The sequence below is a fragment of the Pantoea sp. BRR-3P genome, from assembly GCF_039621635.1.
GTDB classification, from domain to species: Bacteria; Pseudomonadota; Gammaproteobacteria; order Enterobacterales; family Enterobacteriaceae; genus Pantoea; species Pantoea floridensis.
In genome coordinates, this window is the sequence record NZ_CP155066.1 from 2,045,898 (window position 1) to 2,059,607 (window position 13,710).

The 13,710-nt window shown below is 55.2% G+C and carries 13 protein-coding genes; 7 read left to right on the top strand and 6 right to left on the bottom strand.

What is annotated here, in order from left to right; translation table 11 throughout:
• Positions 1 to 68: 68 nt before the first annotated feature.
• The 4 genes from xdhC to guaD are packed head-to-tail and all read right to left on the bottom strand — an operon-like array spanning position 69 to position 5,961.
• The gene (xdhC, locus tag AAGR08_RS09425) at positions 69 to 851 is read right to left on the bottom strand and encodes a xanthine dehydrogenase accessory protein XdhC (protein WP_097097358.1); all 783 of its coding nucleotides are present in this window, start codon (positions 849 to 851) and stop codon (positions 69 to 71) included.
• The gene (gene xdhB, locus AAGR08_RS09430; RefSeq protein ID WP_345829770.1) at positions 838 to 3,204 is read right to left on the bottom strand and encodes a xanthine dehydrogenase molybdopterin binding subunit; all 2,367 of its coding nucleotides are present in this window, start codon (positions 3,202 to 3,204) and stop codon (positions 838 to 840) included. The genes xdhC and xdhB overlap by 14 nt, the downstream gene beginning before the upstream one ends.
• The gene (gene xdhA / locus AAGR08_RS09435) at positions 3,194 to 4,636 is read right to left on the bottom strand and encodes a xanthine dehydrogenase small subunit (RefSeq protein WP_345829771.1); all 1,443 of its coding nucleotides are present in this window, start codon (positions 4,634 to 4,636) and stop codon (positions 3,194 to 3,196) included. Before xdhA ends, xdhB begins: the two co-directional genes overlap by 11 nt.
• A complete protein-coding gene (guaD, locus tag AAGR08_RS09440) occupies positions 4,633 to 5,961 on the bottom strand; it encodes a guanine deaminase (RefSeq protein ID WP_345829772.1) in 1,329 nt (442 codons plus the stop codon). The genes xdhA and guaD overlap by 4 nt, the downstream gene beginning before the upstream one ends.
• 381 nt (positions 5,962 to 6,342) lie before the next feature.
• Between guaD and ydfG the strand changes: the two genes are divergently transcribed.
• The gene (gene ydfG, locus AAGR08_RS09445; protein WP_049852249.1) at positions 6,343 to 7,089 is read left to right on the top strand and encodes a bifunctional NADP-dependent 3-hydroxy acid dehydrogenase/3-hydroxypropionate dehydrogenase YdfG; all 747 of its coding nucleotides are present in this window, start codon (positions 6,343 to 6,345) and stop codon (positions 7,087 to 7,089) included.
• A 62-nt stretch (positions 7,090 to 7,151) separates the two neighbouring features.
• On the opposite strand, the gene AAGR08_RS09450 is transcribed toward ydfG, so the two are convergent.
• Positions 7,152 to 7,481, bottom strand: a complete 330-nt coding sequence (locus AAGR08_RS09450; protein ID WP_176519176.1) for a YnfA family protein — start codon at positions 7,479 to 7,481, stop codon at positions 7,152 to 7,154.
• Positions 7,482 to 7,612: 131 nt separating this feature from the next.
• On the opposite strand from AAGR08_RS09450, the gene AAGR08_RS09455 reads away from it, so the two are divergent.
• Both AAGR08_RS09455 and AAGR08_RS09460 read left to right on the top strand, forming a co-directional pair.
• Positions 7,613 to 7,948 (top strand): DUF1283 family protein, encoded by a 336-nt coding sequence (locus tag AAGR08_RS09455; RefSeq protein ID WP_097097362.1) that lies wholly within the window; start codon positions 7,613 to 7,615, stop codon positions 7,946 to 7,948.
• Positions 7,949 to 8,000: 52 nt separating this feature from the next.
• On the top strand, positions 8,001 to 8,297 hold the full coding sequence (locus tag AAGR08_RS09460) for a DUF1161 domain-containing protein (protein WP_097097363.1): 297 nt from the start codon (positions 8,001 to 8,003) through the stop codon (positions 8,295 to 8,297).
• Between the two features lie 31 nt (positions 8,298 to 8,328).
• Here AAGR08_RS09460 and AAGR08_RS09465 read toward each other — a convergent pair whose 3' ends face one another.
• Entirely contained in the window at positions 8,329 to 9,789 is a 1,461-nt protein-coding gene (locus AAGR08_RS09465) for an MDR family MFS transporter (RefSeq protein ID WP_345829776.1), read from the bottom strand.
• 383 nt (positions 9,790 to 10,172) lie between these two features.
• Here AAGR08_RS09465 and AAGR08_RS09470 point away from each other — a divergent pair, with 383 nt between their 5' ends.
• From AAGR08_RS09470 to osmV, 4 genes are read left to right on the top strand one after another with little or no spacing between them, the layout of a single operon-like run.
• Complete coding sequence (locus AAGR08_RS09470) at positions 10,173 to 10,889, top strand: ABC transporter permease (RefSeq protein ID WP_097097365.1); 717 nt, start codon at positions 10,173 to 10,175, stop codon at positions 10,887 to 10,889.
• A 17-nt stretch (positions 10,890 to 10,906) separates the two neighbouring features.
• The gene (locus AAGR08_RS09475; RefSeq protein WP_097097366.1) at positions 10,907 to 11,833 is read left to right on the top strand and encodes a glycine betaine ABC transporter substrate-binding protein; all 927 of its coding nucleotides are present in this window, start codon (positions 10,907 to 10,909) and stop codon (positions 11,831 to 11,833) included.
• A gap of 9 nt (positions 11,834 to 11,842) precedes the next feature.
• Positions 11,843 to 12,490 (top strand): osmoprotectant ABC transporter permease OsmW, encoded by a 648-nt coding sequence (gene osmW / locus AAGR08_RS09480; protein ID WP_064738719.1) that lies wholly within the window; start codon positions 11,843 to 11,845, stop codon positions 12,488 to 12,490.
• Complete coding sequence (osmV, locus tag AAGR08_RS09485) at positions 12,490 to 13,626, top strand: osmoprotectant ABC transporter ATP-binding protein OsmV (RefSeq protein ID WP_097097367.1); 1,137 nt, start codon at positions 12,490 to 12,492, stop codon at positions 13,624 to 13,626. Before osmW ends, osmV begins: the two co-directional genes overlap by 1 nt.
• The last annotated feature ends 84 nt before the right edge of the window (positions 13,627 to 13,710 follow it).

Sequence of the window (13,710 nt, forward strand, 5' to 3'; positions counted from 1 at the left end):
GCTCCTGATAATCAGCAACGCCGCACGGCGGCGGCGGGATGTTTCTATCCTGGCAGTTTCCACCTCTCTCAACAACTTATCGCCTGCTGCTGATAAACGCTGATGATTTCGCCCGCCACCGCCACCGCAATTTCAGCTGGCAACTTACCCTTCACATCCGCTAAACCAATCGGGCAGCGCAGGCGTGCAACGGATTCGGCAGCAATGCCTTTGCCCTCCAGCCGATAGCGAAAGCGCTGGGCTTTCGTCGCCGAGCCAATCACCCCGGCATAGCGGAAATCGCCGCGGCGCAGAATCGCCTCGCTGAGCGCCAGATCCAGCGGATGATCGTGGGTCATTACCACAAAGTAACTGTCGGGGGCGGCTTCCTGCACACAGTCGATTGGATCGTCGACCTGGCGCACCGTGACGCCAGCCGGTACCGTGCGAAACTGTGCGGCGCGGCTATCAATCCAGGTGATATGGCACGGTAAGGTTGCCAGTAAATTCACCAACGCCTGGCCAACATGACCGGCGCCAAACAGGTGAATTTCCGGCTGATGCTGCATCAGCGGCTCAAACAGCAACGTGGCGTGACCGCCGCAGCACTGGCCGAGACGTGCGGCCAGCGCGAACTCTTCACTGCGCGGTTGCGTGCACCGCTGCTGCAGCATGGCACGCGCTTGCGCAATGCACTGGTACTCAAGATGACCACCGCCAATTGTCAGAAACGTATCGCTGGCGCTTACCACCATCTTACTGCCGCGATCGCGCGGTACCGAGCCACGCTCGCTGAGCACGGTGATGAGCACGCAGCTTTCGCGCTTTTCGCGCAGGCTGTGCAGCACGCTGATCCAGTCATGATAAATCATGCTCTGCTCCTGATAAGCGCTGAATCCCCCAGAACACCCGCTCTGGCGTGGCGGGTGCATCCAGCTGCGGATGGCGGAGATAGTTGTCGACGCTGGCGACGGCATCCTGCAATGCACACCACACGGCAATGCCTAACATAAAGGGCGGCTCGCCAACGGCTTTCGAATGGAACACCGTGTCCTGCGGATTTTTGCGATTCTCCACCAGCGTGACGCGCAGATCGCTCGGCACATCGCTGATCGCCGGGATTTTGTAGCTGGCCGGACCGTCGGTGAGCAGTTTGCCCTTATCATTCCATACCAGCTCTTCGCAGGTGAGCCAGCCCATGCCCTGCACGAAGCCACCCTCCACTTGCCCGATATCGATAGCGGGATTCAGCGAGGCGCCCACATCATGCAGAATATCGGCGCGCAGCAGGCGGTATTCGCCGGTCAGGGTATCGACCAACACTTCGCAGCAGGCGGCGCCGTAAGAGAAGTAATAGAACGGTTTGCCGCGTCCGGCGGCACGATCGTAATGGATGCCCGGCACTTTATAGAAGCCGGTGGCAGAGAGCGGCACCTGGTTAAGCCAGGCAAGCTGTGCCACCTGCGCAAAAGTAAAGTGCTTCTCACCAACGCGCACAATGCCGTTGCTAAAGCTCACCGCGTCAGCAGCACATTGATGCTGCTGACACAGCATCTCGGTCATGCGATCGCGCAGGATTTGCGCGGCATTCTGCGCCGCTTTGCCGTTGAGATCGGCGCCGCTTGAGGCGGCAGTTGGCGAGGTATTCGGCACTTTACCGGTATCGGTGGCGGTGACCTGAATCTGGCTGATATCGATTTGCAGCACTTCCGCCACAATCTGCGCCACTTTGGTGTTTAACCCCTGACCCATTTCGGTACCACCATGATTGAGCTGCACCGTGCCATCGGTGTAGATCAAAATCAGCGCGCCCGCCTGATTAAGGAAGCTGGAGGTAAAGGAGATGCCAAATTTCACCGGCGTCAGCGCCAGCCCACGTTTCATCAAACGGTTGCTGGCGTTAAAGGCGCTTATTTCACGGCGACGTGCCGCATATTCGCTGCTGATTTCGAGCTGGGCGGTCATCTCATCCAGCAGATTGTCTTCCACCTGCTGGTAATAATGGGTGATGTTGCGATCGGTTTTGCCGTAATAGTTGCGTTTGCGCAGCTCAAGCGGGTCCAGTCCCATTTCCCGCGCGATGTGATCCATGATCTGCTCAATCGCCACCATGCCCTGCGGGCCGCCGAAGCCGCGATAAGCAGTGTTAGACGCGGTGTGAGTGCGGCAGCGATAGCCGGTGATCAGCGCATCGCCCAGGTAATAGGCGTTATCGGCGTGGAACATCGCGCGATCGACAATCGATCCGCTGAGATCGAGCGAATAGCCGCAATTGCCGGCCAAATCAATTTTCACGCCGCAGAAGCGCCCATCGTCATCAACGCCGACGTCGTAACGTACAAAAAACGGGTGGCGTTTGCCGGTGATTTGCATATCGTCGCGCCGCGCCAGACGCATCTTCACCGGTTTACGCAATTGCCGTGCGGCGATAGCACATAAACAGGCCACGCCTGCCGCCTGCGTCTCTTTGCCACCAAAGCCACCGCCCATGCGGCGCATATCGATGGTGACTTTGTTCATGGTGATGCCCATCACTTCCGCCACCAGTTTTTGCACTTCGGTGGGGTTTTGCGTGGAGGAGAACACCTGCAGGCTGTCGTCTTCGCCAGGAATCACCAGCGCCGTCTGGGTTTCCAGATAGAAGTGCTCCTGGCCGCCGATATGAAACTCGCCCTTGATTCGCCGAGGCGCGCGCGCCAGCGCGGCTTCCGCATCACCGCGCTGATGAACATGTGGCTGCTGCACAAAGAAGCGCTGTTCCAGTGCTTCACGCACGTCGAGTACCGCCGGAAGTGCTTCATATTCAATGACCGCTGCCGCAGCGCCGGCACGCGCCGCTTCCGGTGAGTCGGCCGCGACGGCAATCACAATTTGGCCGAAGTATTCGATTTTGTCCTGCGCCAGCAGCGGATCGCCCGGCTCCAGCGGCCCAACATCGTTGAGACCCGGCACATCGCGCCAGGTCAATACGCTGACCACGCCCGGCACCGCGTAACAGGGTTGCACATCCAGCTTGAGGATGCGCGCGTGCGCGTGCTCGCTGAGGCGCGGACAGAGATGCAGTAATCCCGGTAAATCCGGCTTATCGTCAATATACAGCGCTTCACCGGAGACGTGCTTGTCGGCACTTTCATGTTTGTTGCTGCGCCCCACGCCACTTTGCATGCCGGTGGCGAACTGCGTTTTCAGCAGGGTTTCATTCAGTTCCGGGCGGTTATGAGACATAGCGCGACACCTCGGTAATGGTCAGCTCGCCAGACGCTTGCGCGTAATAGCGGCGCAGCAGATTGCGTGCCACCTGCAGGCGATAATCAGCGCTAGCGCGGAAGTCGCTCAGCGGCTGGAAATCCACGCTCAGCGCGGTACAGGCTTTTTCGATGCTGGTGAGATTCAATGGCTGGCCAAGCAGCGCTGTTTCCGCTGCCAGCGCGCGTTTCGGTGTTGCCGCCATGCCGCCAAAGGCGATACGCGCTTCCACAATCACATCATTACTGATGTGCAGATTGATGGCGGCGAACACCGCGGAAATATCATCATCCAGTCGTTTCGCCACTTTCCATGCGGCAAAGTTGGGTGACACCGTCACTTTGGCAATAGTAATACTGTGAATGAACTCACCCGGCTGCATTACCGTTTGGCGATATGCGGTAAAGAATTGATCGAGCGGAACTTTTCGCTGCCGTTCGCCCTGCTGCAAAACCAGCTGCGCGTTCAACGCCAGCAGCATTGGCGCACAATCGCCAATTGGTGATGCATTGCCAATGTTGCCGCCCAGCGTGCCCTGATTGCGGATTTGCAGCGAGGCAAAACGCTCCAGCATGCGGCTAAACGCCGGGATGTGCTGCGCCAGAAACTGGTAGCACTGCTGCAAGGACGCGGCGGCACCGAGATAAATATGGTCATGATCCTCGTGGCAAACCTTCAGCTCGTTAACCTGCTCCAGCGCAATTAACAGCGGCAGGCGTTGATATTGCTGGGTGATTTGCAGTGTCAGATCGGTGCCGCCCGCCACTAAACGTGCCTCGGGATGCTGCTGATAAAGATCGGCGAGCTGCGCCACGGTTTTCGGCAGATAACAGCGGCTGCCATCGGCTTCAATAATCTGCACGTCATCGTTGCTGAGCGCCTGTAAACGCTGCACCAGCGAGGCGGCGTTGGCGGTGAACGCATCCGCATGTGCGTGTTCACATGCCTGCTGCGCGGCCTCCATGATCGGACGATAACCGGTGCAGCGGCAGAGATTGCCCGCTAATGCCTGTTCCGCCTGATGACGATTCCAGCCGCCACTGTTTTTTTGCAGGGTGAACAGCGACATCACAAAGCCCGGCGTGCAGTAACCGCACTGCGATCCGTGGCAATCCACCATCGCTTGCTGCACGCTGTGCAGTTCGCTGCCCTGTTTAAGATCTTCCACGGTGATCAGCTGCTTACCCTGCAGGCTGCTGACCAGTGTCAGGCAGCTGTTGACGGCCTGATAGTGCATCTGGCCATCGACGACCTTACCGAGCGTGACGGTGCAGGCACCGCAATCCCCTGAGGCGCAGCCCTCTTTGGTGCCGCGTCGCTGCTGCTGGCCACGCAGGTAGTTGAGCACGGTGAGGTTGGGATCCAGCGCGTGTTCGGTCACTAAACGATTGTTGAGTAAAAACTGAATCATGCGATTTGCTCCTCACTTTCACGCTGCCATACCGGTTTGCCGCTCACCCAGGTCTGCGCGATGTTGCGGTCATCGCCCAGCGTCATCAGCACAAACAGGCGCTCCCAGATATCTTTGCTATTGGCATGGCGCAGCTTCTGCAGCGGCGAAACCGCCGGATCGAGCACCACGAAATCGGCCTCTTTACCGGCATTAAAGTTGCCGATGACGTCATCCAGATCGAGCGCGTGCGCGCCGCCCAGGGTGGCATGATAGAACGCTTCGCAGGCGCTCAGTTTGTACTGCTGTAACTGGCCGACCTTATACGCTTCGCCCAACGTTTGCAGCAGGTTAAAGGTGGTGCCGGCGCCGACATCGGTGCCGATGCCCATGCGCACGCCCTGCTGCCAGCAGCGTTTGATATTGAACAGGCCGCTGCCGAGAAACAGGTTTGAGGTCGGGCAGAACGCAATCGATGAATCGGTGTCGTGCAGGCATTGCCACTCTTTATCTTCCAGATGCAAACAGTGGGCGAACACGCTGCGTTTACCGGTGAGGTGGTGATGATGGTAGACGTCGAGATATCCGTCACGCTCCGGGAACAGCGCTTTTACCCAGGCGATTTCCTGCTGGTTTTCACTCAGGTGCGTGTGCATCCACACGTCTGGATACGCTTCGCGCAGCTGACGCACTTTGTCCAGCAGTTCCGGTGAGGATGTCGGCGCGAAGCGCGGCGTGAGCGCGTAGCTCAGGCGACCACGTTGATGCCAGCGTTCAATCAGTTCTCGCGTGTGCTGGTAGCTCTGTTCGGGCGTTTCAGTCAGGTATTCCGGCGCATTGCGATCCATCATCACTTTGCCGGCAATCAGCCGCATATCCAATTGATGCGCCGCGCTAAATAGTGCATCCACCGACTGTTTGTGCACGGTGCCAAACACCAGCGCGGTGGTGGTGCCGTTTGATAACAGCTGTTGCAGGAAGAACGCCGACATTTTTGCTGAGTGATCGGGACAGTGATATTGGCTTTCCGCCGGGAAGGTGTAGTGATTCAGCCATTCGAGTAACTGCTCGCCGAAGGCACCAATCATCTCAGTTTGCGGGTAATGAATATGGGTATCGATAAAGCCCGGCACAATCAGTTTGCCGCGCAGATCGGTAACCTCTGCTGGATTGACGCGCCCTTCCGCGATCTGCCAGCTTTCGAGGCTGACCACTTTGCCGTCGCGCAGCGTTAATAAGCCATCTTCGAGATAGCGTGCGTTGGCGGCGATGTCGTCCGGCTGCGCGGCCAGAGCGGTGATATCAAAGAAGCTGGCGCGCAGCAGCGTTTCGGATGCGTAAGGCATAACGGTTCCTTGGTGCTTTTTAATGTGCAGGTAATGGCTTAAAGATAGTTTGCAAAGCGCATGCCAACGCAAAGAACAAAAAATACTGTTTAAATTCAATATAATAAGTTGATTAGACTGGTTTTTGTGTCAAGCTGATACTGCAATCGTATGCGCAACCGATTGCTTATGGTGGCAAACGGTTGCTATCTACCATTGCGCTGAGTTTTGCTTCATTGAGCGCGTACAAAGCTCGATGACATGCGTCTTTGTGGTGCGCGATTGCACTCTCAACGTGCAGGCAAAATCCTGCAACAGCTTGCTTTTGGTTTTCATGAGCATGGGTTCAAGGTTAATGCTAAGGTGTGGCTGATAACCTGAAATCGTTTAAGGAACAGTGAGATGATTATTTTTGTTACTGGCGCAACTGCTGGTTTTGGTCAAAGTATCACCCGCCGCTTCATTGCTACAGGTCACAAGGTGATCGCCAGCGGACGTCGCGCTGAGCGCTTAAAAGAGTTGAAAGAGGAGCTGGGCGACAATCTGTATACCGTGCAGCTGGACGTGCGCAATCGTGCCGCCATCGACGAAGTGATTGCTGCCCTGCCCGCCGAATGGCGCGATATTGATGTGCTGGTGAACAATGCCGGCCTGGCGCTGGGTGTAGAACCGGCGCATAAAGCCAATATTGAAGACTGGGAAAATATGATCGACACCAACAACAAAGGCTTGGTGTATATGACGCGCGCGGTGCTGCCAGCGATGGTTGAGCGCAACGTGGGGCATATTGTGAATATCGGTTCGATTGCCGGCAGCTGGCCCTATTTGGGCGGTAACGTTTATGGCGCGACCAAAGCGTTCGTGCGTCAGTTCAGCCTGAATCTGCGTACCGATCTGCACGGCACCGCGCTGCGCGTAACCGATATTGAGCCAGGTTTGGTTGGCGGCACCGAGTTTTCTAACGTGCGCTTTAAAGGCGATGATGGTAAAGCGGAACAGGTATATGAAGGCACCACCGCTCTAACGGCGGAAGATGTTACTGAAGCGGTCTATTGGGTGACCACGCTGCCAAAACACGTCAACATTAATACGCTGGAGATTATGCCCGTAACGCAAACCACCGCAGGTTTGAAGGTGCATAAAGGTTAATGTGATTTTGTTGGGTGCGCATTCATGCGCACCAGGTCGCCATAAATGGCGACCCTACCAAATTAAGCGCGTCCCCAACCGGCCACAATAATCAGCATACCGCTAAACGCCACCAGCGCGCCGACCCAATCCCAGGTACTCAGTTTCACGCCATCTACCACACGCAGCCAGATTAGCGCGGTCAACACATATACGCCGCCATAGGCCGCATAGACGCGTCCGCTTGCCGCTGGATGCAGCGTCAATAACCAAACGAACAGCGCCAGACTCGCCGCCGCTGGCAGCAATAGCCAGGCCGTCATGCCCTTCTTTAACCAGAGCCACGGCAGGAAGCACCCGACAATTTCCGCAATCGCTGTAATGAAAAACAGCAACGTGGTTTTCACCAGCATTGAAAATCTCTCTCTAACCTAAACAAATAGCTCACCGCTGGTGAGCAAAGAAGCAGCGATGATATACTAGCGTCCATGGTTGTTACAGCCATGATCCCGGCTGTGCTGGTGTTAAACTGAAGGAAATGAAGATGAAAAAACTGTATTCCACCCTGCTGGTAACCGTGCTGACCTCCAGCGCATTACTGGCCGCGCCGCTGGCTTCTGCAAATACCGATCGCCTGATTATTGAAAATGGCAACAGTGCGTCCAGCAATGAAGCAGCGCGTCAAAGCAAAGAGCAGTGGAACGACACAAAAAATCTGCGTAACAAGGTCAATACCCGCGTTGAGAAAGAGTTCGACAAAGCGGATAAAGCCTTTGATACGCGTGATTCGTGCGAGAAAAGTTACAACGTTAACGCCTATTGGGAACCTAACACGCTGCGTTGCCTTGATCGTCGTACCGGACGCCCCGTTGCGCCCTAATGCGTTATCGCTGCTATAGTTTGCAAAGGAATTCTTACCAAAGGAGTGAATGATGAAAAAACGTAATGCAGTTCTGCTGATGGCCATGCTGGCTCTTCCGGTGTTAGCACAGGCATCGTGTGAAAGTGTTAAAGCGGATATCAGCAAAAAAATTATCAATAACGGCGTCGCTGAAGCGGACTTCACGCTTGATATTGTCCCCAACGATCAAGCCGATCAGGCTGGTGGTCAGGTGGTTGGTCATTGTGAAAATGACACACAGAAGATTGTTTACAAGAAAAATGGCCATGATGCTGACAGCAGCGTGCCAGACAGCGCAGGCAGTTCTCAGGATAGCTCAGCGCAATAATCTTTCGGGCGGCATCCTGGCCGCCCTGCTTTTACTCTGCTTCCGGCCGCTGGCGCGGCATCAGCCATGCCACTCCCAACGTTAACAGCGCAATCAACAGCGACACGACAAACACCCAGTGTAATGAGGAGGCAATTTGCCCAGTCCAGGCATGCAACGTCGCCTCTGGTAGCGCCTGACGGCTTTCGTGCGACATGATTTTCTGCATCGGATCGTCTGCCTGCGGCAAACGCAGTGACAGATTGAGATTGAGCACCGCCCCCATCAAAGCGGTACCAATGGCCGACCCTATCATGCGGCTAAACATGATCGACGCGGTGCAAATGCCGCGAATGTCATAATGCGCGTGGTTCTGTACCGATACCAAAAAGGTCGTGCTGGTCATTCCCATGCCGGTCCCCATTACAAACGCGGTAAAACCGGCCTGCATAATGGAGCTATCACTGCGCAGCAGTAACAGTAACGCGCTGCCCGCAATCAGCAGCAGTGCACCCATTTGTGCGGTAAATCGATACGACGTCACCAGCATCAATCTGCCGCTCAAGGTGCTTGCCAGCGGCCAACCAATCGACATCATTGCTAATGCGCTGCCCGCCTGCAGCGGCGTGCCGCCGGTGATGCCCTGAATCCACGTGGGTAAAAATGCGCTAATGCCCATCATGGTGGCACCTATGATCAGGTTGCCCACGTTACCCGCGACGATGAGGCGACTGCGCCAAATTTCGAGCGGAAAAAGGGGCGCATCGGCGCGCTGTTCATGATGTTTTAAGCGCCATGCGGCAACGAGCGCCAGCGCCAGGAACGGCAATAACCAATAGCCAAGCACTTCCGCTTGCAGCAGCGCGACTAATAATGCCGTTACACATATCATCAGCCAGCAGCTGCCGGTGAGATTAAGTGCGGAATCCTGATGGTGCTCACGCGTTGGCAGGAACCGCGCCAGCAATAGCATCGAAAGCACGCCAATCGGCACGTTGACCCAAAAAATCACCGACCAGCTAAAGTGCTGGACCAGCCATGCGCCGCTTAGTGGTCCAATAATTGCGGCAATACCCCACACGCTGGAGAGCCAGCCCTGAACGCTGGCGCGTTCGCGCGGAGAATAGACATCGGCAACGATGGTCGATGTCAGCGGCATAATGGCGCCCGCGCCAAGGCCCTGAAAAGCACGGAACAGAATTAACCACGTCATGTTGTGGGCAAATCCGCAAAGAATGGAGCCAAGCAAAAACAGCGAAACACCAATAAACAGCAACCGTTTACGGCCCCACATGTCCGCCAGGCGGCCATACAGCGGCACGCTTACCGCCTGGGTGAGCAGATAGATGGAGAACACCCAACCAAACTGCGAAAAACCGCCGAGATCGGCAATGATCGTCGGCATCGCGGTGGCCACGATGGTGACCTCAATTGCCGCCATAAACATGGCCAGCATGCAGCCGATGAGAATCCAATGGCGATGTTCCGTATTCAATTCTGCAGTTTCAGTCATACGTCTCCCTAATTTCTAACAAGGCTAGCTGAAAATTTGTAATAGCAGTTTCCTCTGCGTGCGCCTGTTTGTGACGGCGTCACGCATTTCGATGAATTTTTTTTATTGTCGAATGATGCCTTATTCCACGCGGGTTCGCTGTGATTTCCTGTGATTTCTATCTGTCTGATTTTGCCGTAAAAACTGGCGCTATTCGACAAGCATTGCTATAGCTCTAAACGGTGCTTTCCAGTTATTCGCTGAAAAAGCATTAGCAAACAGTCATTTTAACTGCAATTTGACGGGGTGAAGGATTTTCGTGTGTGAGTATGGCTCACATCGCCACCATCCTGGGAATGACATAAGCATATCGAACGATTTTTCAAATCAGGGAGACACTGGCTATGCAAAATGCATCGCTCGCCCGCCGCGCGGGGCTGGCTCTGCTCGCGATTGTCGCGGTGATTGCTCTGCTGGTATGGGGGCTGGGTTTAAATACGCTGCGCGATCGCCGGGAAGATTTGGTTTATCTCGGACAGCAGCATCTGTTTTTAGTGTTTTGGTCGATGTTCTTTGCGCTGCTGGTCGGGATTCCCAGCGGTATCTTACTTAGTCGTCCGTTCGCCCGTCGCTGGGCTGAATATGTAATGCAAATCTTCAACGTAGGTAACACGCTGCCGCCGCTGGCCGTTCTGGCGCTGGCCATGGTGATTGTCGGTATCGGCGATCGCCCTGCGCTCATTGCCTTGTTCCTCGCTTCACTATTGCCGATTGTGCGTAATACTTTTGCCGGTTTAAGCGCGGTTCCGCCGTCGTTAATCGAAGCCGCCAATGGTATAGGTATGACCAAATTCCAGCGTTTGCGCCAGGTGGAGATCCCCAACGCGTTGCCGGTGATGTTAGCCGGTATCCGCATCGCTACCGCCATCAACGTAGGAACCGCGCCATTAGCGTTCTTGATTGGCGCCAGCAGCTTTGGCGAGCTGATCTTCCCCGGCATCTATCTCAATGATTTCCCCACGCTTATTCTTGGCGCAGTCGCTACCGCTCTGGTCGCGCTGATTCTCGATATGCTGCTGGCGGCATTGGGACGTTATCTCAGCCCGCACTCTGCGGCTTAAACACAAGGAGTTTTGTGATGGCTACTGCCAATAAGCTGGCGCGCTGGGTTAAACGTACGGCGCTGGCACTGACCGCGACGCTGGCAATCAGCCAAAGCGCCGCCGCCGCAACACCGATTACCATGGCGACCAAAAGCTTTACCGAGCAACACATCCTGTCCGCGATGACGGTGTTGTGGTTGCAGAAGAAAGGTTTTCAGGTGATCCCAAAGACCAATATCGCCACCACCATTGGTCGCAACGCGATGATCAATAAACAGATTGATATGACCTGGGAATACACCGGCACTTCGCTGATCATCTTTAATCACATCAATAAACCGATGTCGACGGAAGACGCCTATAAAACGGTCAAACAGCTGGACGCCAAACTGGGTTTGGTGTGGCTCAATCCTGCTCCGATGAACAACACCTATGCGTTCGCCATGCAGCGTGACCGCGCGGATAAAGAAGGCATCACCACCATGTCGCAGCTGGTGGCGAAGCTGGAAGAGGTGCGTAAAAACGATCCTAAACACAACTGGAAACTCGGTTTGGATCTCGAGTTCTCAGGACGCTCCGACGGCCTGAAGCCGCTGCAAAAAGCCTACAACATGCCGCTGGATCGACCGCAGATTCGCCAGATGGATCCGGGCCTGGTGTACAACGCGATTCGTGATGGTTTTGTGGATGCCGGCCTGATCTATACCACCGATGGGCGTGTGAAAGGTTTTGAACTCAAAGTGTTAGAGGACGACAAGCACTTCTTCCCAAGTTACAACGTCACGCCAGTGGTGCGCCAGGATGTGTTGCAAAGTCATCCGGGATTGGATAGCGCCCTTAATCAGCTGTCGGCGCTGATCAATGACGAAGCGATTACCGAGATGAATAAGCGTGTCGATATTGATCATCAGTCACCGCAACAGGTGGCGCGTGATTTCCTTCAATCTAAAAACATGCTGTAAGGAGGCGCTGTGGATACCTTGCATTACATCATGAATAACTGGCACACCCTGATGACGCTCACCTGGCAACATACGTGGCTGGTGCTGGTGGCGGTCGGTTTCGCGATTATTGTCGGCGTACCGCTGGGCATTTTGATTGTGCGCTTTAAGTGGCTGGCAACGCCGGTGCTCGGCATCGCCACCATCGTGTTAACCATTCCCACCATTGCGCTGTTCGGTCTGATGATTCCGCTGTTTTCGATGATCGGTCAAGGCATCGGTGCCCTTCCCGCGATCACTGCCGTGTTCCTTTACTCGCTGCTGCCCATCGTACGTAACACGCACACCGCACTGGAGAATCTTTCGCCGGGTCTGCGTGAAGCCGGGCGCGGGATTGGCATGACCTTCTGGCAACGCCTGCGTTGGGTAGAAATTCCAATGGCGCTGCCGGTGATTTTCGGCGGTATTCGTACTGCGGTAGTGATGAACGTCGGTGTAATGGCGATTGCTGCCGTGATTGGTGCCGGCGGCCTGGGCCTGCAGCTGCTCGACGGTATCAGCGGCAGCGATGTGCGTATGTTGATTGCTGGTGCCTTAATGATTTGTTTGCTCGCGATTGTGCTTGATTGGCTGCTGCACCGTTTGCAGTCGGCGCTGACTCCTAAGGGGATTCGATAATGATAAAACTGGAAAACCTGACGAAAACCTTTACACAAAAGAACGGCACTACGCTTAATGCCGTTGATAACGTCAGCCTTGAAGTGCCTGCCGGGGAAATGTGTGTGCTGCTCGGTCCATCGGGCTGTGGCAAAACCACCACCCTGAAGATGATTAATCGTCTGATCCCTTCCTCGAGCGGCCGGATTTTGATCAACGGCGAAGACACCAGCGGACAAGATACCGTGACCCTGCGCCGTAATATTGGTTATGTCATCCAGCAGATTGGTCTGTTCCCGAATATGACCATCGAAGAGAATATCACCGTAGTGCCGCGTATGCTGGGCTGGGATAAGAAGCGCTGCCGCGAACGTGCCACGGAATTGATGAGCATGGTGGCGCTCGATCCGACCAAATTCCTGCACCGCTATCCACGCGAAATGTCCGGTGGCCAACAGCAACGTATCGGCGTGATTCGTGCACTGGCCGCTGATCCGCCGGTATTACTGATGGATGAACCTTTCGGTGCGGTCGACCCCATCAACCGAGAAGTGATTCAGAACGAGTTTCTCGAGATGCAGCGTCAGCTGAAGAAGACCGTGATGCTGGTTAGTCATGATATCGATGAAGCGTTGAAACTGGGCGACCGCATTGCGGTATTTGGTCAGGGTAAAATCGTGCAGTGCGCCAGCCCGGATGAGCTGTTAGCCAAACCCGCTAACGATTTTGTTGGCTCTTTTGTCGGTCAGGACCGAACGCTGAAACGGTTACTGCTGGTGCAGGCAGGCGATGTAACCGATCAACAGCCCACCATTACCGTACAACGTAATACGCCCCTGCAGGAAGCGTTCGCCACCATGGACGATAACGATATGCGTTCGGTGACGGTAGTAGATGAAGATGGCAAGCCACTGGGATTTGTGAAGCGTCGTGAAGCGCGCGGAGCCACCGGTCGCTGCGAAGAGATGCTGCATACGTTTAAAGTGACGGGTAAAGCCGAAGAAAACCTGCGTGTGGTGCTCTCCAAACTGTATGAACACAACACGGTATGGATGCCGATTGTCGATGAAGAGGGACGCTACAGCGGCGAAATATCACAGGATTACATCGCCGATTATCTGAGTTCAGGGCGTACGCGTCGTCGGTTAAATCCGTAATAAACCAACGTTAATCGAGTAAGTGCCCCGCGCCTTTTACCGCGCGGGGCATGACTCAGCGTAGGGTGACGACAGCGAGAACAC